Origin of the sequence: Clostridium sp. BJN0001, assembly GCF_022869825.1 — a bacterium.
In the GTDB taxonomy this organism is placed as follows: Bacteria; Bacillota; Clostridia; order Clostridiales; family Clostridiaceae; genus Clostridium.
Map to the genome: position 1 here is coordinate 1322707 of NZ_CP094971.1, position 24859 is coordinate 1347565.

The window sequence follows — 24859 nt, forward strand, 5'->3', positions numbered from 1 at the left end:
TACGAAGGGGAGAAATCGATGGCTGAATTAAATCATGAACTTGGAATAATAGCATTGGAAAGCTGCAGACAGCTTGGAAATGATATAGATAAGTTTATACAGACTAAGAGAAATAAAGATGAATCTTTTCTTATTCCTGTTAATGAAATAAGATTTGCAAATGGTGAAGGAAAAATTAAAATTTCTGAATCTATAAGAGGCAAAGACATTTATATATTATGTGATGTAGGTAACTATAATTGTACATATAACATGTTTGGCTTTGAAAATCATATGGGACCTGATGAACATTTTCAGGATATAAAAAGAACTGTTTCTGCAATAAGGGGAAAGGCTGCAAGTATTACTGTAATTATGCCTTTACTTTATGAATCAAGACAGCATAGAAGAAAAGGAAGAGAATCTCTTGACTGTGCTTTAGCACTCCAAGACCTTCAAAGACTTGGCGTTGATGAAATATTTACATTTGACGCTCATGATCCTAATGTACAAAATGCAATACCATTATTGTCTTTTGAAAACCTATATCCTACATATGATATAGTAAAGTCACTTATATCAAATGAAAAAACATTAGAACTTGACAAAGAAAAATTATTAGTTATAAGTCCAGATACAGGTGCTATGGATAGAGCTATTTATTATGCAAGTGTTCTTGGAGTTGATGTTGGTTTATTCTATAAGAGAAGAGACCGTTCAACAGTTATAAATGGAAAGAATCCTATAGTTCAACATGAATATGTTGGTAGAGATGTAGAAGGAAAAGATGTTTTAATCGTTGATGATATGATAGCATCAGGAGAATCAGCTCTTGATGTCGCAAAAGAACTTAAAAAGAGAAAAGCAAAAAATGTATATATAGCAGCAACATTTGGTTTCTTTACTGAAGGAATAGAAAAATTCAATCAAAATTATAGAGATGGAATAATAAAGAGAATCTACTGTACAGATTTAACTTATATTCCAGAAGAACTAAAAACAACTGAATGGTTTAAAGCTGTTGATATGTCAGAATTTGTAGCAAGAATAATCAATAGATTAAATCACGGTAAATCTATAGCAAAATATTTAGATGCAACAAGAATTATTCATACATTATTACATAAATAATATTTATTTATTAAACTTAAATTTATGCTGTTTCAAAATAATTTTTTGAAACAGCATTTTTTATAAATATGTTATAAAGTGTTAAATGTGTCCATATATTAGAATATTAGATTAGATTCAAAAGTATGGAGGCATATATGAAAACTAAAAAAAGTTTAATCAATTTAGTATTTTGGATTTCACTTTCTTTACTATTTAATATATTTATATACTATTTAAAGGGATATGATTCTGCAATAGATTATTTAGGAGGATACATAATTGAAATGTCTCTTAGTATCGATAATCTATTTCTTTTTTTAATGGTTTTTTCAGAATTTCATATAGATGAAAAATATCAAGAGAGAGTACTTCTTTATGGGGTATTTGGTGCTATGATATTGAGATTTATTTTTATAATATTAGGAATTAGAATAATAAATGCATTTTCATTTATGCTTTCAATTTTTGGAATAGTAATTATAATGAGCGGATTAAAAATGTTTTTAGGAATTGAAAAAAACGAGAATTTTCATAATAAACATATTGTTAAAATTATAGAGAAATTTATACCTATAACAGATCGAATTTATGGCCATAAATTTTTTATAAAAAAGAATAATATTATATATGGTACACCTCTTTTGCTTTCACTTTTAGTTATCGAATTTTCAGATATAATTTTTGCACTTGATTCAATTCCAGCTATATTTTCTATTACTACTGATACATTTATTGTGTATTTTTCAAATATATTTGCTATACTTGTTCTTAGAAGTATGTATTATATTTTAGCTAAGATGAATAGCATGTTTAAATTTATGAAATATGGTGTTGGATTTATTCTTATTTTTACAGGAATAAAACTAGTACTTTCAGATTTTAGCTATAAAATATCATCGTCAATTTCAATTTTATTTATTGTATCTATATTATTATTTTTTATTTTACTTTCATTACTAATAAAAGAAAAGGGACACTAACATAGGGAGGGATTTTTTGAAATTAAATAACAGAACAAAAGGAATATTATGCATGATATTTTCTTCATTTGGATTTGCAATGATGGCAACATTTATTAAATTATCAGGTGATCTTCCATCATTTGAAAAGAGTTTTTATAGAAATTTTATTGCAATTTTAATTGCAGGATTTATGCTTATAAAAAATAAACAAAGTTTTTTAGGAAAACTTGAAAACCAGAAATTATTATTACTAAGATCAACACTTGGTACATGTGGAATCTTTTTAAATTTTTATGCAATCGATAGGCTTGTCTTATCTGATGCAAATATGTTAAATAAGCTTAGCCCATTTTTTACGATTCTTTTATCAACTATAATTTTAAAAGAAAAAATGACTAAAAAACAGGCAACTGTTGTGACAACATCACTTATATTTGCATTTTTAGGTTCTCTTTTTGTAATCAAACCGAAATTTGCATTTGAAGCTTTACCATCATTATCTGGAGCACTTGGAGGATTTTGTGCAGGTGCTGCTTATACATGTGTAAGGAAACTTTCAGGTAAAGAGAAACCAAATACGATAGTATTCTATTTTTCTCTATTTTCATGCCTTGCATCATTACCTCTTATGATGATTTCTTATAAACATATAACACTTATACAGTTTATATATCTTATCATGGCAGGTGTATTTGCAAGTGTAGGACAATTTGGTATAACTAATGCATACAAGTTTGCAAAAGCAAATCAGATATCTATTTTTGATTATACTAATATAGTATTTTCAGCAATAATAAGTATAGTTTTATTTGGAGTAATTCCTGATGTATATAGTTTTATAGGATACATTATAATTTTTCTTTCATCTTTTTATATGTTTATGTTTAATAAAAAGATGGATCAATGTACAGATACTAAATAATTTAAAAAACTTTCATAATTAACTATATTTCTCATATAATATGTTATAGTAATTATTTGCGGTGATTCTTGCATTTGGAAAAGTACATAAGCTCTAGGTTTTTATATATTCGCTCTTTAAAAAAAAATCATATAGCTGAATTTAAAACAAAAGAACTTGAAAAAGAATATAGAAAACAAAAAAAGCTTATACTAAATATAAGTAAAGATAAAAATAAATCTCTTGCTATTTTAAAAAAAATGGTTAAAAAATGGTATATAAATAATGGATGTGACTTAAAATCTGAAAGAGTATATATAAATACAAAACTCCAGTCATATATGGCTGGAGGGTGTGGTATAGAAGCATCATTTATAGCGAGCTTTACTGCAAGTATGACATTATCATTCTTAAACAATAATATTTTAAAAACAGAGAAGTTTTATGCTGTTATTTATGTTATAATTTTTTTGTGTGGTTCATCGTACTTTTTACTTAAAGAAAATAAAAATGTAGAAATGTATAATTTATTCTTAGAAGCAGTAAATGAAATATTAATTTCTGAATAAACTTTCTTCAAAATGAGAAAAATACTCGTGAAAGGAAGTGCTGCTTTATGGATATGGACAAAATTGAGAAGCTTAATAAAAATGATTTAAATGATGGCTTTTATGATTACCATTCTGGTTATGTATTAAGTGATGAAAAAGATAAACTTTCTGAGCATTATCAAATACAAGGATTTGATGGTAGTAATTTAGAAAGTAAAGAATAAAAAAATTATAGGCTGCACATAAATTTATGTGTAGCCTTTTTATTATAATAATATTTTAAGGTGAAATAGTATATGTACAAAATAGAAAGTGTTATTGATAATGTTATATTTTTAGATATTGTAACTGCTTCTGGTAATAATGGAATATCTTATATTATTGCATTATCATTAATTAAAATAAAAAATAAAAGACTATATAAAAAATCTTTTTATATAAAACCTCAAAGAAAAATAAATACAGCTTTATTAGAAGATAACGTAATAATAGATAAAAATCTTTTATATATAGGTAAGAATATTAATGAAATAAGAGATGAATTTATTACTTTTTTAGAAGACCTGCCTGTAATATGTGATAGTGAAAAAAAATATTTAATGATAAAAACTATATTTCATAATTTAAAAAATGTATTTATGAATAGCTTTGAACTTGCAGGAATACTAGAACCGTATCATGAAAGTTTTACTAAAGACTACCTTTTAAAAAATCTTACAAATAAAGAATTTAGCACTATTTCCATCGAAAATTTACCGCTTAAGAATTTTTATATAGTAAACTCTCTTCTTGTAAGACAGTATGACAGAGAAAATAGGGAGAAGGATGATCTTTTTAATGTTATAAAAAACGATTATAAAAATCTTTTATCATGGTCATGGATAAAATATATAAAAATGCCTTTATTCTTTGATTTTTCAAAATATGATTATGTCTCTTTTTCTGATAAAATAAAAAAGAATATTCATAAAAAGAATATAAAAATAGATTATAAAAAGTGTGAAATGTTATTAAAAAATAAAGAGATTTTTGATAACGGAACAGAATTTTCATATAAATATAGACCTTATCAAGAAGAAATTTCAAGAAAAATCAGAGAAAATATACAGCAAAATGAAAAAATATTTATTGAAGCTCCAACTGGAAGTGGTAAAACTTTTGCATATGTTCTTGTTCTTGTAATTTTATCGTATATAAATAAGTTAAGAAATAAGAGAGCAGATGCAAGTTTCATTATTTCAACAAATACAAAAGAACTTCAAAATCAACTTATAAAGAAAGACATACCAGATATAATAGACACATTAAATTTAAGAAACTTAGTAACATTTGGATCTATTAAAGGTAAGAATAATTATATTTGTATTGATAGAATAAATTCATGCGAAAAATTTGATAAATCATATGAATCATCATTATCAGAAATTTATATAAGAAGATTTATAAAAGGTGGAAAATTTGGAGATATTGATGATATTAATTTTTCAATGTATAGAAAATTTAATGTTTCTTATTACATAAATGATATAGTCTGTGATTCAGACTACTGTGATACTTCATTATGCAAGAAAGAATGCTATTTTAAAAACAAATGTTTAAACCTTTCTGATGAAAATATAACAGTTATAAATCATTCGCTTCTTGCATGTTGGCCATATAAGGAAAAAAAGAAAATATCTCATCTAATTATAGATGAAGCACATAATTTATTAGATAAATGCTATGATTTTTTTTCAGAAGAATTTAGCTATTTAGAATTTTTAAAACTGCTTGAAAATATTGATAAACATAATCCTACTATTATTTATAATCTTACAAATTTAAATATTTCATATGGATTTCGTGAAAATATTGATAAAGAAAAAATAATACGTTTAAAAAATGATGCTAAAATAAATACTGAACTTCTTTTAAACGAATTTAAATCCATGAAAATTTCAGATGGAAGATATAATTATTCTTTTGAATTTTTTTTGCCGCCTTCTGATATAAAAGATAATATAAAAATATTAGCAGATGAGATTTATGATATAAAAGAAAGTATTTATGCTCTTTATAAAACAATCGAAACTTACTTCAAAAATATAATGAATGAAGATAGTGACACAGATGACAAAAGTGCAAAAGTAGTAAGTGAATATATTGTAAAGTTAAAAAAATATTTTGATTTGCTTGATAAATTCCTAGAAAAAAATAAGAACTTTGCTAAAATTATTACTGTAGATTCTGAATATAATGATTTTAAAATCACAAATACTCCATTAAATGTAGGAAATATGTTTAATGAAAATATACTAAAAGATGTTAAAAGTACAGCATTTATATCTGCAACTTTGAAGATTGATAATTCGTATAAAACAATAAAAAATCATTTAATGCAGCAAGAAGCAAAGGAATATACTGTAAAACCAATATTTAATCTTAAAGACAGGACAAAAATATTTGCTTTAAATGATGCTGGAAGATATACTTCTTCATTTTTTATAAAAAGAATATCAAATTTCATTTTTAATATAGCCGTAAAAACTAATGGACATATTTTAGTTCTGTTTACTAACAATTATAGAAAGGAGCAGGTTCTTTCTAACCTTGAAATATTATCTAATAATACAGATATTGAAGTTTATACAAACAAAAAATCAATTAATGCATTAAAAGATCCAAAAAGAAAAGTTATAATTCTTGGAACAAAATTATTTTTTGAAGGAATTGATATACCTGGAGATGCTTTAAATGTTGTAATTTTAGATAAACTACCAAATTATAGTCCAGAATATCCTATATTAAAAGCAGTTACAACATATAAAAATAAGTCATATCAAAGCTTTAATTATCCAAATTTATGTATCAAAATGAAACAAATTTATGGTAGGCTTATAAGAAGTGATCTTGATTATGGATATTTTATTGTATTAGATCCTGGTATTAATAAACTTACAATGTATAATCTTCAAAATGATTTAAATGGTCCTGACATTAAAAACGCATCTATGGCATCTATTATAAAATTGATAGACGCTGATTATAAAAAATACAAAAGAGAAAATCTTAATTCAATTATAAATAAAATAAAATGTAAAGATAAAGAAATATATGATAATTTTAATAATGAATCAAAAATAAATAAATTATTTTGGAAAGTTCAAAAGGATGATAAAAATTGTTATTTATTTAAAAATATTGATTATGTCTTAAAAACTACTAAAAAGTTATAAAAATGTTTACATATTTATGATATAATATATTAAATAATATTGAAAAATAGGAGATACAAAATGATTACTAAGAAACTTAAGAAGCTAATATTATTTACAGCTATATTAACTGGAACGTTTTGCTTTACTAATGAAAATGTATATGCTGAATGGATTCATCAAGACTCATCATGGAAGTATACAGAAGAAGGAGTTAACATAACTGGCTGGAAACTTATAAATGGACTTTGGTATTATTTCTATCCAAATAATAATATGGCAGTAGGATGGGTAAATGATAATGGAACATATTATTATATGGATGAGTCTGGTGCAATGAATACTGGATGGATTAAAATTAATGATAAATGGTATTATCTTTTAGGAAATGGCAGCATGGCAACTGGCTGGATTAATGATAATAACGCTTCTTACTATTTAAATAGTAGTGGCGATATGGCAGTAGGTGTTATTAATATAGGAAAAATGCAATATGAGTTTGATGAAAGTGGAAGATTAATAAAAAGTTCATCAAAAGAAGAATCATCATCTCAGATAATAGATTCAGACAAAGATTATGCATATGATTATATTAATAAAAACGGATATGTTGCCACATCAGAAAATCCACTTAATGTAAGAGAAAATGCGGATATTGGTTCTAATATAGTAGACAAGCTTCCTAAAAATTCAATGGTTTATGTGCTTTATTCAAAAAATAATTTTTATAAAGTGCAATATAATAATACTAAAGAAGGATTTGTTTCAAAGGATTACATAACTTTTGATAAAGAAAACATAGTAACTGATGATAATTTTTCAAAAAATACTATCTCTTATGAAGAAAATTCATATACATTCAATTTTAATATAAGAAAAACAGCTCCTTATAAAGATAACAAGAACTATTATTCTAATAATAATATTTTTTATCAGGTAAAACTATCACCTCCATTTATGAATGGAAGTAAACAAATTATAGGGAACTGTACTTGGTATGCATATGGACGAGCTATGGAAATTACGGGCATGAAACAACTTGATGCAGGATTTACTGGGAATGCATATGAGTGGTGGAAAGCTAATCTAAAAAGTGGGAAATATAAATATGGACAAACGCCAAGACTTGGTGCTATTGCTGTATGGAATACATCTCTTCCAGGTTCTACAGGTCATGGACATGTTGCTGTAGTTGAAGATATAGATGGCGACGATGTATACATATCAGAATCAGCTTGGTCTGGAGTTCTTTTTTCATATAAACATATATATAATACTGAAGATTTATTCGGATATATATATTTAGATCAGCCAAATTTCTAATATCTATTTAAGGAGGAATTTATATGAGCGAAAAAGAAAATGACAATAAAAAGAGTAGAAAAGTTAAATTATCCGAATCAGAGCAAGAGGATGCTGCAAAGGCAATAATAACTTCATGGCTTCGAGAAAATAATTAAATAAGGTATTTACAAATGATAGAATGTTTAATAGTAAGTTTATTATTAATTTTTATAATAACTTCTTTAATAAAAAATGTATATTACAAAATAAAAAGGAATGCCATTGGCAAGAATGGCGAAAATGAGGTAAATAAGATTATATCAAAGAATTTAAATAGAAATTTTTATATTCTAAAAGATATATTATTAAATCATAATGAAAAGACTTCACAAATAGATCACATTATTATTTCTAAAAAAGGAATATTTGTTATAGAGACTAAAAATTACTCTGGGAAAATTATAGCGAATAAAGATAAAAAATATTGGACTCAATTTGTAAAAGGGGAAAAGCATTTTTTCTTTAATCCTATATTGCAAAATGAAGGCCATATAAGAATGCTTAAAAATATTTTAAAATATAAATATGGTAGAAATATAAATATATACTCAGTAGTTGTTTTTACAAATAGAAGCAAAGTAGAAAATATTGATTTTTTAGATTCAGTCATATATATAAATCAACTGATTAAATTTATTAAAAATAAAAAATGTTCAAGAAAAGACATGATTTCAAAAGATGACATGAATTATTTGAAAGATCTAATATTAGAAAATAATATTAAAGATAAAAAAATTAGAAATAAACATATTAAATATGTAAAGGAAATAGCAGGAAAGAAATGATGTAATGTCTAAAAAGAAAATAATAATTGGAGTTTTGTCTTTATTTCTAGCTTCTGCACTAGGTGCAATACTTGGAATTTTAAAATATAATAATGATTATAATTACACATTTAAAAATAATTATAAAATATTAAAAAGTGAAGATACTAATAAAACAAATAAAAATGCAATATATTCTGATAAAGATATTGATATAACAAATCTTCAGAAACTTGATTGCGAACTTACAGCGTATTGTGGCTGCTATGAATGTTCAAAGAATTTTGGAATAACTACTGCACTTGAAACTGAAGCTAAGATTGGTATAGTTGCAGCTCCTGTAGATATACCTCTTGGTACTATGCTATATATTCCAAGTCTTAAATATTTAAAAGAAGATGGAATATTTTATATTGAAGATAGAGGTGAAGCTGTAACAATCAAGAATAATGATGTACATATAATTGACGTTTATCTTCCAAAACATGAAGATACAATTGAATTTGGAAGAAAAAAAAGTGATGCTTACATAATAAAGTAGTATAAATAATTAAATATAACCTAAACTAAGAGTACTCTCGGAAACAAATGAATAAATGATGGAATTTTATGCAGTTCAATTTATGCCTGATTTTTGCAATGAAATAATTAAAAACAGGCATGAGAAATAAGCCTTACTAAAAAGGTTTGAAAAAAATGGTATTTATAATATCAAAGACATTTATAATTTGATTCTTGCATCAAGATGAATATTTATTCCAATCATCATGGTAAAAAATGAATATCTTTTTTTACCGCGAATTTGCATCTGATGAAGCTTATAATCATTCAAGATGCGGTTATTAATCCGTTCAGAACAGGTTCTGGTTTTATAGGTTTCTTTCCACTTTTTTGTACCTCTAGGTACTGTAGTGAATAGACGTAAATCCCAGTCCGGTTTTGTATAAATTACTCGCCCATATTTAGATGGTGAGCATTGATTCTTGTGAGAACATTCATCAATTTTGCCACATGCTAGAGGGCAACGCCATTTATGGCGTGAACGGCTTTTGCAAAAGCCGTCATAAATCATTTCATTACTACCAATACAGATAGGGATTCCTTTATCTGTTATGCTGATTGCTTTCGGAAGCGTAGCAGCTTTTCCACGATTGGAATTTAAGTCAATGAAAGGATTTATTCCCCATTCTTTGAGTAATTCATAGGTGGGATAATTGTCATTAGCAGAGTCAAAGCAGATATTGCTTATGGGAAGTTCGGGAGAAACTTCTCTAAGCTCTGCTAGTGAAACAATGCCTGAAATACTATCGTGACGTTTTGCTTGGGTATAACGAAATAATAATGGAAGATCCGATTTAGTAACAGGATCATAAGTAGATAACGCATATAACGTATGTCCATAAAACCAAGTATTAAGATCACTGTCCCATCCCCAAGTGGCATCAATATCAGAATATTTTCTATCACAGTTACAGTTATAAATGCCGTTTTCGCGGCAACTGCAAACTTTAGAACCTAGTGATGAAGAGTGACAGTGAACGCAAGTACCATCGCCAGCAACAGTAAGGTTTTCAATAGAAATTAACCCTAACTCAATAGATGGAACTATAGCAATAAGAGAGAAAATATCTTGAAGAAGACGTTCGTAACGGTTAGAAAAATTTTTATCTGTAAGAAAAAAGTCAGTAAGTTTTTTAACCACATTTGGGTGTTTGTTAGGTAATTTTTTATTTTTGCCAGGTGCTTTTGACTTAGGTTTTGATGACTTTGGATATTTATGAAGTTCTTTTTCATCAAATCTATCTTTAGAAGTATCTCGAAGCCATAGGCGATTAATTAAGTCATAGTAAGAGCCTAAAGGTGGAAGTGAATCAGGAGAACAACCTATTAGCATTGCTAAAAGATCATCAGAGATTAAAGTGTTCACCCAATTTGTAAGACTGGTTTCTCCCATATCTAGCATGAGAATGATAGAACGAAAAATTTCAGGTTGATTTAATGAAGGTCTACCAGTTTTAGAGTAATAAGGTTCTAAAACAGAATGTAGTGGATCAAGATTAAGAGAAGTAAGTTTTTTTATCGAATCAGAATAAGAACTAAGCCTTTTTCGCAAAGAAGCATTTAATGTTGATGCGGAATTAGAAAGAAAATCAATATATTCCTTGTGTGAAGTCCAAAATTTTAGCATATGTGAAGTGCCTCCTAAAAAATGTATTTTTATAAGAGGCTACGCCGCAAATTTCTGTAAATTTGTCAAGTGATTTATACAAAAAACAGAAAAATTATGCATAAATTTTGGAGGAATCCATATGGAATATCAAAAATAAAAATCGAGTAAACTCGGGCGTTATAGACTTTCCGAGAGTACTCAACTAAGTAAAAGGAGGTTATATTTTATGAAAAAATTTATACACACTCTTATACTTACTATCTTATGTATTAATATATTTAGTCTAAATACATTTAAAGTCTATGGTATTGTTGAATCAAGAGAGAAAGATTATTTAAATAATAATAGACAGATAATAAGAGATTTAAAACATAATATAGAATCAGAAGATATCTCCTCTTCTGATGTACGAAAAGATTTTTTTGGATATTTTTTTCATATTAATAAATCTTCTATACGAATGAATGAAAATATACTTAAGTATACTAAAAATAAATATTTAGCAAAACAAGCCAAAATATCTATAAAAAAATGTTTGAATAATGAAATGCAAATGGCGGCACTTCTTGAATGTATTAATGAAGATTTATCTGAAGATAAAGAAAAAGCAGAATCATTTAATTCAAAATTCAAAGAAACTTACAATGAGATGCTTTATAAACTTAAAAATCAAGAATTTAAAGGCAGAGTAGATCTTGATTTCAAAGATACAATAAATATTCATCATGAATATTCTATTGCAATCTGTACTGAATCTTTAAAATATATTAATGGAAAAACAGAATATAAAGTAATTAACAACATTATTAAAGATTATCAGAATGACTTAAAAAAGTATGAAGATATAATAAATTAATAATAGAGGGATAGAATTTATCTATCCCTCTATTTATTTTATATAAAAATCTTTATTTTTTAATAAATTTATTTCTATAATAAATTAAACATTTACATTGGCTGATTTGCTATAATGATAAATGAGCAATAAATGCAGTATATAAATGTAATTATGTCAATAAAGTTGACATCTTATTGCTATAATGATATTATAATTTGTACAAAGATAAACAATTTATAATTTATCTTTTTTCGCAATAATTGCAATAATTATATTTATAAAAATGGGGGTTTTTATTATGAACGGACTTATAATGATAGCCATAGTAATCGTAGTATTGGCTTTGGGGTACCTTTGCTACGGAAGATGGCTTGTCAAAACTTGGGGAATAGACCCAGAAAGAAAGACACCTGCATATACTAAGCAGGATGGTGAAGATTATATTCCAACACCAAAAGGAGTTGTATTTTCACATCAGTTCTCATCAATTGCAGGTGCAGGTCCTGTAACTGGACCTATAATTGCAGCAATGTTCGGATGGCTTCCGGTATTAATCTGGTTACTCGTTGGGGGAATCTTTTTTGGTGCAGTACATGATTTTGGAGCACTTTATGCATCAGTAAAAGAAGACGGTAAATCAATTGGAGAAATAGTAGAACAGTATATAGGAAAAACTGGTAGAAAATTATTTTTCATATTTGCTTGGATATTTTCACTTCTTGTAATTGCAGCTTTTGCAGATATGGTTGCAGGAACATTTAATGGATATACAGCACAAGGCACTAAAAATTATGCAGGTGGTGCAGCAGCATCTATTTCAATGTTATTTATTGTAGTAGCAGTTTTATTTGGTTTATTTATTAAATATAATAAACCATCTCAGAAATTACAATTTGTTATCGGAATTATTTTATTAGCTGCAATGCTAGTTGCAGGTATTGCATATCCAATAATATTAAGCAAATATTCTTGGCTAGTTGTAATATTTATCTATCTTTTCTTAGCTGCAATTACTCCAATGTGGATTTTAATGCAGCCAAGAGATTATTTAAGCACATTCTTACTTATTGGAATGATTTTAGCAGCAGTTGTTGGTGTTATTGTTAATAATCCACCAATGAATTTACCTGCTTTTACTGGATTTGAAGTAAATGGGAAATATCTTTTTCCAACATTATTTGTAACAATTGCATGTGGTGCTGTTTCAGGATTTCATAGTCTTGTTTCATCAGAAACTTCTTCAAAAACAGTTAAAAATGAAAAAGACATGCTCTTTATAGGTTATGGTGCTATGAATATTGAAACATTACTTGGAGTTATTGCATTAATAGTTGTTGGATCTGCAGCAACAAATGGACAAATGCCAAAAGGAACACCTTTTTCAATATTTTCATCACATGTTGCAAGTTTCCTAGAGATATTTGGAATTCCATCATATGCAGCAACATGTATAATGACAATGTGTGTTTCTGCATTAGCTTTAACAAGTCTTGATTCAGTTGGACGTATAGGACGTATGAGTCTTCAAGAATTTTTCTATGATTCAAAGAGTAAAGATAAAGATTTTACAGGATTTAAGAAATTTATCACAAATAAATACGTTGCAACAATACTTACTTTAGGAATAGGAGCTTTATTATCACTTGGAGGATATAACAATGTTTGGCCATTATTTGGTGCAGCTAACCAATTATTATCAGCATTAGTACTTATAACCCTTTCAGTATTTTTAAAAACAACACACAGAAAAGGTGCAATGCTTTGGGCTCCAATGTTTATAATGCTTGCAGTAACATTTACATCATTAATTCAGTCATTAGTATCAATATTATTAAAATTGAATACAGGAAAGTTTGTATTCTTAACTGATGGCTTGCAATTAATATTTGCTATTCTTCTTATAGGACTTGGATTATTAATAGCAGTTCATTGTCTAAAGAAATTATTTGTAAAAGATGATAATGCTATTGAAGCATAAATTGCAAAACTTATTGGGGTATAGCACAAAATAAAGTGTTATATCCCTTCTTTTTTAATATAAAAACATATATTAAATGAGTAAATTCTAATTTAAATAATATTATTTAAAAAAGAAACTTAAAAATACTTGCTTTTTATATCTAAAAACTTTATTATAATAATATAATATAATTTTTATAAGAAATGCAATGAGGCATGTGATTTAGATTACATGCCTCTTTTTGTTTGTTAAAAAAGAAGAAAGAGGAAACACACATGGATAAAATTGATTTAAAAATAATAGACTTATTAGAAAAAAATGCTAGATATCCTTTGAAGCGTCTGGCAGAAGAAGTATTTCTATCAACACCTGCTGTATCTGCAAGAATTGAAAAACTAGAAAATAACGGCATAGTAACAGGATATACAGCTACACTTGATCTTTTAAAACTAGATTATAACATTAAGGCTTTTATAAATCTTGAAATGTCACCAAATCAAAAAACTGAATTCTATCCTTTTATTGCATCATGTCCTAATGTACTTGAATGCAACTGCGTAACTGGAAAATATTCAATGCTTATTAAAGTAGCATATCGCTCAACAATAGAACTTGATAATTTTATAGGAAAACTTCAGAAATTCGGAAATACAGAGACTCAGATAGTATTTTCAACTCCAGTTGAAGCACGTGGATTAAAAATAGTAAAAGGAGTTTAATTAATATGTTGATTTTTATATAAATTAGATATAATAAAAGTATAGATTTTTATTAAGGAGATGTAAAAATGAATATACACAGAATAACTAGTATAGAATTGTTAAATAAAACACCTTTTTTGAATTTATACAAAGTTTTATATAAAAATAAAAAAGATACTATAAGAAACTGGATTGTTGCATCTAGAAAAAAAGAAGATGAATATAAAAATACACTTTTAAAAATATCTGACTCTAAAGATGATGCAGTAGTTATTGCAGCATTTCATAAAAAATATAAAAAGCTAGTAATAATTAAAGAATATCGTGTTCCAATTAATGACTATATATATGAACTTGTAGCAGGTCTTGTAGAACCAAATGAAGAATCTTTAAGTGCATCATCAAGAGAATTTAAAGAAGAAACAGGACTTAATTTAGTAAAAATATTAAAAAGCAAAGAAAATATATATGCATCTGCTGGAATGACCGATGAATCATTTAAATTAATATACTGCACTTGTGATGGAGAAATAAGTACAGATTTTCAAGAAGATGATGAAGATATAGAAACTCTATTAATAGATAAAAATGAGGCATTATCTATATTAAATAGCAATAATAAAATAGATGTAAAGGCATATTTTGTTCTTAAAGAATTTGCTTGTGTAGGTGAAAAAATGTTTATAGAGTAAAGTAAATAAAGGTGGTATAATAAAGGAATAATATAAAATTTGGGGGCAAAATATATGGAAACGGATTTTGAAAAAATAAGCAAAGCAAATATGATGATAAATTCCTTGTGTATTTTTACATCAATAAAAAATGATGAGGTGCTAAAAAAATACAAAGATTTACTTCAGTATTTAAGTAATGATGATGTAAATGTAGAAGAGGCTATAGACAAATATAATAAATTTCTCTATTCTCTTTTAGAGAAAGCTTCTGGAATATCTTTAAAAAAATATATAATTGATAAGATATTCTTAGATAATAATGCATTTACATCAATGATTGATATGAATAATATGATCAATCCATTTATTGTTAAACAGGTAAAATTTGAACTTAAAGCACTTCATTACATATCAGATATTAATTCTAATGTAATAAAACAAGTTATTCTCGTAAAAGGAAAGGCATTTGATTTTGAAGAAGAAATTGTAAAAAATCTCATAGATTTAGAAACAGATATTGATAAAGAGTATAATACATATAAAGAAATAGATAAACTTAAGTATAATATTTTAAATTGTGATAATTGGGGAGACTCTTTAGAAAATATAATTGAGTTTTACAAAAAATATGGTACTGGAATTTTTGGAGAATATCGTGCTTTTGTATGGGAAAATAATGATAAAAAAGGTTATCTAAGAGGTGTGAATTCTCCTGATCCTATACTCCTTTCACAGCTTGTTGGATACGAATATCAAAAAGAAACTATTATAGAAAATACTAAACAGTTTTTAAAGGGCCTTCCTGCGAACAACATTCTTTTATATGGTTCACGAGGAACAGGAAAGTCTTCTACAGTAAAGGCTATAATAAATGAGTTTTATAAAGATGGTTTAAGACTTATTGAAGTAGATAAGGAAAAGCTTGTTGATTTTACTAAAATTATAAGGATATTAAGAAATAAGAATCTTAAATTTATAGTGTTTGTAGATGATCTTGTTTTTGAAGAAGGAGAGGAAAGTTACTCTGCACTTAAAACAATATTAGAAGGTGGAGTAGAAACAAATTCAAATAATATTATTATTTACGCGACAACAAATAGAAGACATCTTGTTAAAGAAACATTTAGTGAAAGATCATCAGATAATGATGATGTTCACGCAATGGATACAGTTGAGGAAAAGCTTTCTCTATCTGATAGATTTGGAATTACAGTATCATTTTATTCACCAAATCAGAAAGAATACTTAAATATAGTTGACAAAATAGCTAAAGAGAGGAATATAGACTGCGACAAAGAATATCTTCATAAAGAAGCAATAAAATGGGTAAGGTGGCATAATGGGCAATCGCCAAGAACTGCAAAACAGTTTATAAATAATCTTGAAGGAATTTTAGATAAATAAAAAAAGCACCTCATACATATAAAGATTTTGTATGAGGTGCTTTTTTCTATTTAATTTTAAGAACATCCTCAAGATTCCCAAATATTGAATAATTAAAATCCTGATGAAGCTTAACTTCTAAAACGTCGTATAATTTTTCAAGCTGCTTTATAATCTGTTCAAGTATAAAATCATTTTTTACAAGAAGATAAATTTTACTTGTTGAACCATCTCCAATTCTAGCACAGAGTATTCCTTCAAGATTAAATGCACGTCTCGTAAAAAGGCCAGTAATATGACTCATTACGCCTGAATGATTTTGAACTATAAGTTCAATAAGATAAAAATCTTTATTAATCACCTATATCACATCCTATCATATTTAAATTTGAACTGCCTGGCTTAACCATTGGATATATATTCTCATTTTCATCTATTTCTATATTTATAAGATAGGGTTTTTTAGACTTTAAAATTTCTTTTAATTTTTTAATAGGATCAGCTTCATTATTTAAAGTAACTGAATTTATAAAAAATCCTTTTCCTATAGTTTCAAAATCAGGATTTTTTATAAAAGAAGAAGCAATAAAGTGTTTTTTAAAGAATAAATCCTGCTGCTGATGAACTAGACCTAGTCTGTGATTATTAAAAATTATTACTTTTACATCAAGATCTAATTCACTTAATGTTGCAAGTTCTTGAATATTCATTAAAATTGATCCATCTCCAGAAAAACAGATAACTTTTTTATTTTTATCTTCAATTGCAGCCCCAATTGCAGCTGGGAGACCAAATCCCATTGTTCCAAGACCTCCAGACGATAAAAAAGTATTAGGCTCTTTAAAAAGATATCTTTGAGCAACCCACATCTGATGTTGTCCTACGTCTGTTGTAATTACTGTATTTGAAGGCACATTTTCTGAAACATATGAAATTATATTTGATGGATGAAAAATACTTTCAAATTTTTTAAGAGGATAATTCTTTTTATAGCTGTTTATCCTTAAAATCCAGTCTTCTCGTTTCTGCTTTTTTATAAGAGGAAGAATATTATTTAAAAACTCATGTACATCACATGATATAGAAACATTACACTTTCTTACTTTGTCAATTTCTGCAGGATCTATGTCCACTTGAATAATCGAAGCTTTTGGACAGAATTTTTTTATATTTCCTGTTGCTCTGTCGTCAAATCTTACTCCAAGTGCAATAATAAGATCTGATTCAAAAAGAAGATAATTAGTATAAGGCGCACCATGCATTCCAAGCATACCTAAATATAAAGTATTATCAGCTGGGAAAGCTCCAAGTCCCATAAGACTCAATGATACAGGAATATTTCCTTTATTTGAAACTTCATAAAGCTTCTTAGAGGAATTAGATGATATAATACCGCCTCCTGCATATATAATTGGTCTTTTTGAATTGTTTATAAGATCCGCTATATAATTTAAAGTATAATTTTCTATTGCAGAAACTTGTTGTTCATTTTCTGATATATAGGTTTTAGAAAATTCTTTTATATCTATATCTATAATTTCAGTTTGAATATTTTTGGGAATATCAATAACTACAGGACCTTTTCTACCTTCCATTGCAATCTTAAAGGCATTATTCACTGCAGGAATTAATTCGCTTATATCTCTAATTAAAAAATTATGCTTTGTAATTGGAATTGTAAGCCCATACGTATCTACTTCTTGAAAAGCATCCGTTCCGATTGCAGATAAAGGAACTTGACCTGTTATTGCAATAAGTGGTATAGAATCAAGCTTTGCATCTGCTATTGCTGTAATAAGATTTGTTGCCCCAGGTCCTGATGTTGCAAAGCATACTCCTGGAATTTTAGAAGTTCTTGAAATACCTTGAGCTATAAATGCAGCTCCTTGTTCACTTCGTGCAAGAATATGAGTTATACTGCTTTTGTATAATGCATCATATAGTGGAAGATTAAATCCACCTGGTATTCCTGAAATAAATTTTATATTATGCATTTCTAGTAGTTTAATTACAATTTCTGCCCCACTAAATTTCAAAATAATCACCCCTTTAAATAATAAAAAAACGCCCTAAAACAAAATAGGACGAAAGCTCGCGGTACCACCTAAATTTATATCTTGCGATATACACTCATGTAATAAAAATTACTATCTCTTTAACGGAAGATGACCGTTTAATTCTACTCTCATAAAAGATTTCTTTTAAAAGCTCCTTGGCTAGATTCGAAATTTATATCATGAAAATTTGCAGCATACATTTTCTCTCTAAGCTTCAATAAATTTCTACTTCTCCACATCATTGCAAATTATTAAATTATTATTATTATATTTAAAAATTTAAAAAATATCAATACTTTATAATATTTTTTTTAAAATTAATTAAAAAACAAATATATAAATAATAGTTTACAAAATGAAGTTTGTGTGGTAAGATACATTTAAAATTTAAAAAATTTAGTTTTAGAGGTGGTTTTTGTGGGGTTAAGAAAATAATTGACAAAATAAAAATATTTATTATTAAAATTTATGGGGACTTAAGTATACTAAGATTATGTAACTCATAGTGTACTAATTAATAACAAATTTTAATTCTAATAAATATTTATTTTGGGGGCAGAAAAAATGTTAAATTATAAAAAATATAAAAGATTCAAAACTATTAATTTCAAGGAAAGAACTTGGCCAAATAATGAAATTACTAAAGCACCAATATGGTGTAGTGTCGATTTAAGAGATGGTAATCAAGCTTTGATAAATCCTATGACAGTTGACGAAAAAATGGAATTCTTTAATTTACTTGTAAAACTTGGTTTTAAAGAGATAGAAATTGGATTTCCATCAGCTTCACAGATTGAATATGATTTTCTAAGAAAACTTATAGATGAGAAGAGAGTTCCATCTGATGTTACTCTTCAGGTATTAACTCAAGCTAGACCTCATCTTATAAAGAAAACATTTGAATCTCTTAAAGGTCTTGATAAAGCTATTGTTCATATATACAATTCAACATCAGTTCTTCAAAGAGACGTTGTTTTTAATATGAGTAAAGATGAAATCAAAAATATGGCAGTAGAGGGAACAAAACTCGTAAAGGAATATTCTAAAGATTTTAAGGGCAAAATTTCACTTGAATATTCACCAGAGAGTTTTACAGGAACAGAAGTAGATTATGCTCTTGAAGTATGTGAAGCAGTTCTTGATACGTGGGAAGCATCTAAAAATAAAAAGGTTATTATAAACCTTCCTGCAACAGTAGAAATGGATACTCCAAATGTATTTGCAGACCAAATAGAGTGGATGAGTACTCATTTTAAAGACAGAGAAAGTGTTATTTTAAGTGTTCATCCTCATAATGATAGAGGTACAGGAGTTGCCGATTCAGAACTTGCGCTTTTAGCAGGTGCAGATAGAGTTGAAGGTACACTTTTTGGTAATGGTGAAAGAACTGGTAATGTTGATTTATTAACTATTGCATATAATATGTTCTCACATGGTGTAAATCCTATGCTTAATCTTGAAAATATTAATGAAATAATTAATGTTTATGAAAGATGTGTAAAAATTCCTGTTCATGTTCGTCATCCTTATGCTGGGAACCTTGTATTTACAGCATTTTCAGGTTCTCATCAAGATGCTATAAATAAAGGAATGAGAAAATATGAGGAAAGACATGGAAACTACTGGGAAGTACCTTATCTTCCCATAGATCCAAGAGATTTAGGCCGTGAGTATGAAGCTCTTGTAAGAATTAATTCTCAATCAGGAAAAGGTGGAATATCATTTGTTATGGATCATTGCTATGGATATAAACTTCCAAAAGTTATGCAAGGAGAATTTGCAAAAGTTATTCAACAAAAATCAGAAAAAGAAGGAGAAATATCTCCTGATGAAATTATGGATACATTTAAAGATGAATATTTAGATATAACTAAACCATTTAAACTTGTAAGTGTAAGTTTTGCTGATTTAGATACAAATTCTGATGAAGACAGTACATTAGTTAATGGAGTTATAGAAGCAAATGGAAATGAAGAAATAATTAAAGCTGTTGGAAATGGTCCTATAGATGCATTTAAGAAAGCTATAGGAAAAAGTGTAATGATTGATACAAAGATTATAGATTATACAGAGCATGCATTAAGTACAGGTTCAGAAGCAAAAGCTGCTTCATATGTTTATATGCAGAGAAATGATAATAATGAAAAAACATATGGTGTAGGAGTTGATAGTAATATTACAAAAGCTTCAATAAAAGCTATAATGAGTGCAATTAATAGATTATATAAATAGTAAATAAAAAAAAGTGTCCAGAAAGTTTATTTTGGGCGCTTTTTTAATTTTTTTGTAATATAATAAAGATTATAATTCTAAAAAAATTGTTGTATAATAAGTAATGCAATATAATTAATTTAGGGGGGCGATTTTAAATGAGTAAATTCTGGAATGAAGAAATTAATAGTATTAAGCCATATGTTGCAGGTGAACAGCCTAAAGACAAAAATTATGTTAAGCTAAATACAAATGAAAATCCTTATCCACCATCATGTAAAGTTCTTGAGGCTATGAAAAATGCATTAGATGCTGATCTTAGGCTTTATCCTGATCCAACATGCAGAAATCTTATTGGTGCTATATCAAAACAATATAACATAAATAAAGATGAAGTATTTGTCGGAAATGGATCTGATGAAATATTATCATTTGCTTTTAAGACATTTTTTTCAAAAAGTAAAAAACTTCTTTTTCCCGACATTAGCTATTCATTTTATCCTGTTTATGCAGAATTTTATAATTTAGATTATGAAAAGATAGAATTAGACGAAAATTTTGAACTTGATGTTAATAAGTTTAAAAGAAAAAATTCTAACGTTATTTTTCCAAATCCAAATGCACCAACAGGAAAATATGTAGAGCGAGAAAAAATCATAAGTCTTTTAGAAAATAATAAAGATGGTGTTGTAGTAGTTGACGAAGCATATATTGATTTTGGTGGTAAGTCTATGAGTGAATTCATACACAAATATAAGAATTTATTAGTTATAATGACTTTTTCAAAATCAAGATCTCTTGCAGGCTTAAGAGTTGGGTTTGCTCTTGGCGATAAAGAACTTATTGAGGGGTTAAACAGAGTTAAAAATTCAATAAATTCTTATACATTAGATAGAATTGCTTTAAAAGGTGCAGAAGAAGCAATAAATGATTCTAACTATTATAAAAATTTATCACTTAAAATTCAAAATACACGTAATAAGTATACTGAAAGTTTAAGAGAACTAGGATTTACTGTTATAGAGTCGAAATCAAACTTTATCTTTGCAAAATATAAAGAAATGGAAGGAGAGTATCTTTACAAAAAACTTAAAGAAAATGGTGTACTTGTAAGGCACTTTAACGATAAAAGAATAACAGATTATCTTAGAATAACAATTGGAACAGATGAAGAAATGGATATTCTTTTAGCAAAGTTAAAATTCATAATAAATTGAGAGAGGATCTAATTAAATGTTTATAAAAAATCATAAACTAGCGGTTATTATTTTTGCATTTACCATATTTTTATCTGTACCGCATATAGTTTATGCTTCAGCTAAAGTTGATGGACAAGCTGAAACAGAAGAAGAAAATTTCAAGGCAGAAGATAACTGGCTTACTGAAGAAGTTGGTAGACAGCTAAATAAAAGATATGATGAATTAACAAAAGATGATTTCTTAAAAATCACAAAAATCGATTTAAAAAATGAAAGATTAAAATCACATATTCCTGAAGATACAATAGGATTACTTCAAAATCTACAGTATCTTAATTTAAACTATACAAAACTCGATGGAGACATTCCAGACGAACTTGGTAAGCTTCCAAATTTGAAATATCTTGATCTTGGTGATAATAATTTCAGTGAAATTACTGAAAATATAGAAAAGAAAACTATTGATAATTTCTATACATATTGTGATATAGATGGAAATGGTTTTAGATTAAATGAAGGTTTTCATTATTTAAAAGGTAAGCTTTGTTATTATAATCATGCAGGAAACAGAGTAACTGGAGATTATAAAATAAATGGACAAACTTATCAATTTGATGAAGATGGTTTTGTAAAAAATGGCTGGGAAAAAGATGATAATGAATCATTTTTGTATTACGATAATGGCGAAATGGAAAAGAACAAATGGATGTTTATAAATGGAAAGTATTATTATTTTGACCAAGAAGGCAAAATGTTAAAAGGCATTCAAGAAATAAATGGTGATAAATACTATTTTTCTGAAGATGGATCTATGCTTTTAGGATGGCAGCAAATAGATAGTGAATGGTATTATTTTAATGATAGTGGAAAAATGTCATATGGATGGATATATTTAGGGAATAAGACTTTTTATTTTGACAAAACATCTGGTAAAATGGTAACAGGAACAGATGTTTTAATAGACGGACAAAATTATTCTTTTGATAATTATGGACATCTTATAAAAAATACATGGGTTAATGATTATACATATATAGAACCTGACGGAACAACTACATATGTAGGAGGAAATTATACTCATTCAGCTACAAATTTTAACTTATTTAAATATATGACAAGTGCAAACAATGAATGGAGTGTTCATTATGCAGCAATACGTCTTCATAGTGGAATAACATCTAATAATTGTGTTTATTTTTCATCTGAAGCATTAAGAAGAATTGGGATTAATATTCCATATTCAACTGCAAATACATATCAGCTTGAAAATATTCTTAAAAATCTTGGATTTTCATATAGCTATGATTTATATGGATTAAAACCAGGAGATATAGTATTTACTGCAGGATATACTCATGTATATATTTTTATGGGATGGGATGATATAAATACTGGAGTTGCGTATATTGTTGATAATCAAGAATATGAAAATGGTGGTAATATTCTTCATAGAAGAAACATCCTATATTCAACTTCAACAACTGATAGAGCAACACATTATTTTTATTATGCATACTAAGAATTTTTATCTAAAAATTTATAAAAAAATAAGAAAGTTTTCTTTAATTTGAAAACTTTCTTATTTTTTATTTTTTTAAGATATAATTCCTTTATAGATCTTCTTCTCCACAAATTTTATGTTAAAAGTTTTTTCATATTTCTTTATTATATTTAATTCTTTATTTGTAACTATTGAAATAGAGGTTCCTTTTTTATTGTTTCTTCCGCATCTTCCACATCTGTGAAGATAATCATCAGCATTAAGCGGAAGATCAAGATTAAATACACATGATATATTTTCAATATCAAGTCCTCTTGCTCCAATATCTGAAGAAACAAGCACATTGATTTTATCTGATAAAAACATATTAATTGCTTTTTCTCTTTCTTCTTTTGATATTGAAGACGATAAATCAAAAGCATTCTTTTTATGAAAGTTCAATTTTTCTTCTATAAGTTTCAAATCTTCTTTGTTGTTTACAAAAACAATAGATTTTTTAACGTTTATACTTGAAAGAACTTTTCTTAATACTTCGAATTTATCTCTTCTATCACATACAAAATAGATATGCTCAATATCAGGATTAACAGTTATATTATTATTAGTTTTTAATATTACTGGTTCCTTCATTATTTTTTTAAGATCTTCAATTATACTATTTGGAATTGAAGCTGAAAACGCCATAAGCTGTCTGTCTCTCATAGTAGATTTTATTATGTTTTTAGAAACTGCTGCTCTTTTAGGATTCAAAAGATTATCACATTCATCAAGTACTATTGTTTTTATAGTGTATGCAGATATCTTTTTCTTTTTAATTAAATCAAGTATCCTTCCAGTTGTTCCTATTATTATTTGAGGCTTTTGCTTTAGCTTTTTAATTTGGTTATTTATATTCACATCACCAATAATAGGTTCACATGATATATCATATGGAGAATTTTTTATTAATTCTCTTGTAATATTAGTTATCTGCATTGCAAGTTCATGGGTAGGAGTTAAAATTAAACACTGCATTTCTTTTTTTGTTTTATCGATCTTTTTTAAAATTGGAAGAAGATATGCAAATGTTTTTCCACTTCCAGTAACAGATTCAGCTACTATATCTTTATTTTCTAATGCTTTAGGAATTACTAAAGACTGTATTTTAGTTGGAACTTTAATATTATTATTTTTTAAAAAATCAATAATATATTCATCAAAATTAAAGTCTAAAAAATTATTTATTTCATCCATACTTAAATTCCTTTCTTTATATGTTAACTTAATAATTATATAATTTAACGATTAAAATTGCCAGTATAATATTCATTTGATTATTTTATATAAAATAAGATATAATTATGTGAATACAAAATTT

21 protein-coding genes and 1 other annotated feature are annotated in these 24859 nt (G+C 26.8%); of the genes, 17 read left to right on the plus strand and 4 right to left on the minus strand.

The features are described 5' to 3' along the window. Positions 1-18: 18 nt before the first annotated feature. The 9 genes from MTX53_RS06345 (at position 19) to MTX53_RS06385 (ending at position 9349) form a co-directional block, all read left to right on the plus strand. The gene (locus MTX53_RS06345) at positions 19-1110 is read left to right on the plus strand and encodes a ribose-phosphate pyrophosphokinase (protein ID WP_244835414.1); all 1092 of its coding nucleotides are present in this window, start codon (positions 19-21) and stop codon (positions 1108-1110) included. 137 nt (positions 1111-1247) lie between these two features. Next, entirely contained in the window at positions 1248-2072 is an 825-nt protein-coding gene (locus tag MTX53_RS06350) for a TerC/Alx family metal homeostasis membrane protein (RefSeq protein ID WP_244835415.1), read from the plus strand. A gap of 52 nt (positions 2073-2124) precedes the next feature. Then, positions 2125-2976, plus strand: a complete 852-nt coding sequence (locus MTX53_RS06355) for a DMT family transporter (RefSeq protein WP_244835472.1) — start codon at positions 2125-2127, stop codon at positions 2974-2976. A gap of 74 nt (positions 2977-3050) precedes the next feature. Next, positions 3051-3524 (plus strand): hypothetical protein, encoded by a 474-nt coding sequence (locus MTX53_RS06360; RefSeq protein WP_244835416.1) that lies wholly within the window; start codon positions 3051-3053, stop codon positions 3522-3524. Between the two features lie 47 nt (positions 3525-3571). Continuing rightward, positions 3572-3730: a hypothetical protein gene (locus tag MTX53_RS06365; protein ID WP_244835417.1), complete on the plus strand. Its 159-nt coding sequence runs from the start codon at positions 3572-3574 to the stop codon at positions 3728-3730. Between the two features lie 72 nt (positions 3731-3802). Next, positions 3803-6721 carry a helicase C-terminal domain-containing protein gene (locus tag MTX53_RS06370; protein WP_244835418.1) on the plus strand — a complete coding sequence of 973 codons (2919 nt, stop codon included), beginning with the start codon at positions 3803-3805 and terminating at the stop codon, positions 6719-6721. Between the two features lie 60 nt (positions 6722-6781). Next, positions 6782-8023 (plus strand): CHAP domain-containing protein, encoded by a 1242-nt coding sequence (locus MTX53_RS06375; RefSeq protein WP_244835419.1) that lies wholly within the window; start codon positions 6782-6784, stop codon positions 8021-8023. A gap of 152 nt (positions 8024-8175) precedes the next feature. Beyond that, the gene (locus MTX53_RS06380) at positions 8176-8829 is read left to right on the plus strand and encodes a nuclease-related domain-containing protein (protein ID WP_244835420.1); all 654 of its coding nucleotides are present in this window, start codon (positions 8176-8178) and stop codon (positions 8827-8829) included. 4 nt (positions 8830-8833) lie between these two features. Beyond that, positions 8834-9349 (plus strand): 3D domain-containing protein, encoded by a 516-nt coding sequence (locus MTX53_RS06385; RefSeq protein WP_244835421.1) that lies wholly within the window; start codon positions 8834-8836, stop codon positions 9347-9349. A 180-nt stretch (positions 9350-9529) separates the two neighbouring features. On the opposite strand, the gene MTX53_RS06390 is transcribed toward MTX53_RS06385, so the two are convergent. After that, positions 9530-10996, minus strand: a complete 1467-nt coding sequence (locus tag MTX53_RS06390; protein ID WP_244835422.1) for a transposase — start codon at positions 10994-10996, stop codon at positions 9530-9532. Positions 10997-11204: 208 nt separating this feature from the next. Here MTX53_RS06390 and MTX53_RS06395 point away from each other — a divergent pair, with 208 nt between their 5' ends. From MTX53_RS06395 to MTX53_RS06415, 5 genes are all read left to right on the plus strand, one after another. Then, a complete protein-coding gene (locus tag MTX53_RS06395) occupies positions 11205-11834 on the plus strand; it encodes a hypothetical protein (protein ID WP_244835423.1) in 630 nt (209 codons plus the stop codon). 280 nt (positions 11835-12114) lie between these two features. Continuing rightward, positions 12115-13794 (plus strand): carbon starvation protein A, encoded by a 1680-nt coding sequence (locus tag MTX53_RS06400; RefSeq protein ID WP_244835424.1) that lies wholly within the window; start codon positions 12115-12117, stop codon positions 13792-13794. A gap of 257 nt (positions 13795-14051) precedes the next feature. Continuing rightward, on the plus strand, positions 14052-14495 hold the full coding sequence (locus MTX53_RS06405; RefSeq protein WP_244835425.1) for an Lrp/AsnC family transcriptional regulator: 444 nt from the start codon (positions 14052-14054) through the stop codon (positions 14493-14495). 68 nt (positions 14496-14563) lie between these two features. Next, positions 14564-15169 carry an NUDIX hydrolase gene (locus MTX53_RS06410; protein WP_244835426.1) on the plus strand — a complete coding sequence of 202 codons (606 nt, stop codon included), beginning with the start codon at positions 14564-14566 and terminating at the stop codon, positions 15167-15169. Positions 15170-15223: 54 nt separating this feature from the next. Beyond that, entirely contained in the window at positions 15224-16555 is a 1332-nt protein-coding gene (locus tag MTX53_RS06415) for an ATP-binding protein (protein ID WP_244835427.1), read from the plus strand. Positions 16556-16601: 46 nt separating this feature from the next. Here MTX53_RS06415 and ilvN read toward each other — a convergent pair whose 3' ends face one another. Continuing rightward, on the minus strand, positions 16602-16895 hold the full coding sequence (gene ilvN, locus MTX53_RS06420) for an acetolactate synthase small subunit (RefSeq protein WP_244835428.1): 294 nt from the start codon (positions 16893-16895) through the stop codon (positions 16602-16604). Continuing rightward, entirely contained in the window at positions 16888-18570 is a 1683-nt protein-coding gene (gene ilvB / locus MTX53_RS06425; RefSeq protein ID WP_244835429.1) for a biosynthetic-type acetolactate synthase large subunit, read from the minus strand. Before ilvB ends, ilvN begins: the two co-directional genes overlap by 8 nt. Positions 18571-18611: 41 nt before the next feature. Next, positions 18612-18842: a binding site (T-box leader), on the minus strand. Between the two features lie 313 nt (positions 18843-19155). Here ilvB and leuA point away from each other — a divergent pair. The 3 genes from leuA (at position 19156) to MTX53_RS06440 (ending at position 23520) form a co-directional block, all read left to right on the plus strand. Continuing rightward, positions 19156-20823, plus strand: a complete 1668-nt coding sequence (gene leuA / locus MTX53_RS06430; protein WP_244835430.1) for a 2-isopropylmalate synthase — start codon at positions 19156-19158, stop codon at positions 20821-20823. A 137-nt stretch (positions 20824-20960) separates the two neighbouring features. Beyond that, positions 20961-22019 (plus strand): histidinol-phosphate transaminase, encoded by a 1059-nt coding sequence (gene hisC / locus MTX53_RS06435; RefSeq protein WP_244835431.1) that lies wholly within the window; start codon positions 20961-20963, stop codon positions 22017-22019. 16 nt (positions 22020-22035) lie between these two features. After that, positions 22036-23520, plus strand: coding sequence for a leucine-rich repeat domain-containing protein (locus tag MTX53_RS06440; RefSeq protein ID WP_244832893.1), 1485 nt, complete (start codon positions 22036-22038; stop codon positions 23518-23520). Between the two features lie 75 nt (positions 23521-23595). On the opposite strand, the gene MTX53_RS06445 is transcribed toward MTX53_RS06440, so the two are convergent. Next, positions 23596-24735, minus strand: coding sequence for a DEAD/DEAH box helicase (locus MTX53_RS06445; RefSeq protein ID WP_244832894.1), 1140 nt, complete (start codon positions 24733-24735; stop codon positions 23596-23598). Positions 24736-24859: the final 124 nt, after the last annotated feature.

Coding starts and splice junctions, on each gene's coding strand:
- MTX53_RS06440 (WP_244832893.1), top strand. CDS start 22,036: ATGTTTATAAAAAATCATAAACTAGCGGTTATTATTTTTGCATTTACC.
- MTX53_RS06405 (WP_244835425.1), top strand. CDS start 14,052: ATGGATAAAATTGATTTAAAAATAATAGACTTATTAGAAAAAAATGCT.
- MTX53_RS06365 (WP_244835417.1), top strand. CDS start 3,572: ATGGATATGGACAAAATTGAGAAGCTTAATAAAAATGATTTAAATGAT.
- MTX53_RS06380 (WP_244835420.1), top strand. CDS start 8,176: ATGATAGAATGTTTAATAGTAAGTTTATTATTAATTTTTATAATAACT.
- MTX53_RS06390 (WP_244835422.1), bottom strand. CDS start 10,996: ATGCTAAAATTTTGGACTTCACACAAGGAATATATTGATTTTCTTTCT.
- MTX53_RS06350 (WP_244835415.1), top strand. CDS start 1,248: ATGAAAACTAAAAAAAGTTTAATCAATTTAGTATTTTGGATTTCACTT.
- leuA (WP_244835430.1), top strand. CDS start 19,156: ATGTTAAATTATAAAAAATATAAAAGATTCAAAACTATTAATTTCAAG.
- MTX53_RS06410 (WP_244835426.1), top strand. CDS start 14,564: ATGAATATACACAGAATAACTAGTATAGAATTGTTAAATAAAACACCT.
- MTX53_RS06395 (WP_244835423.1), top strand. CDS start 11,205: ATGAAAAAATTTATACACACTCTTATACTTACTATCTTATGTATTAAT.
- MTX53_RS06400 (WP_244835424.1), top strand. CDS start 12,115: ATGAACGGACTTATAATGATAGCCATAGTAATCGTAGTATTGGCTTTG.
- MTX53_RS06345 (WP_244835414.1), top strand. CDS start 19: ATGGCTGAATTAAATCATGAACTTGGAATAATAGCATTGGAAAGCTGC.
- MTX53_RS06385 (WP_244835421.1), top strand. CDS start 8,834: ATGTCTAAAAAGAAAATAATAATTGGAGTTTTGTCTTTATTTCTAGCT.
- hisC (WP_244835431.1), top strand. CDS start 20,961: ATGAGTAAATTCTGGAATGAAGAAATTAATAGTATTAAGCCATATGTT.
- MTX53_RS06415 (WP_244835427.1), top strand. CDS start 15,224: ATGGAAACGGATTTTGAAAAAATAAGCAAAGCAAATATGATGATAAAT.
- MTX53_RS06375 (WP_244835419.1), top strand. CDS start 6,782: ATGATTACTAAGAAACTTAAGAAGCTAATATTATTTACAGCTATATTA.
- MTX53_RS06355 (WP_244835472.1), top strand. CDS start 2,125: ATGATATTTTCTTCATTTGGATTTGCAATGATGGCAACATTTATTAAA.
- MTX53_RS06370 (WP_244835418.1), top strand. CDS start 3,803: ATGTACAAAATAGAAAGTGTTATTGATAATGTTATATTTTTAGATATT.
- MTX53_RS06445 (WP_244832894.1), bottom strand. CDS start 24,735: ATGGATGAAATAAATAATTTTTTAGACTTTAATTTTGATGAATATATT.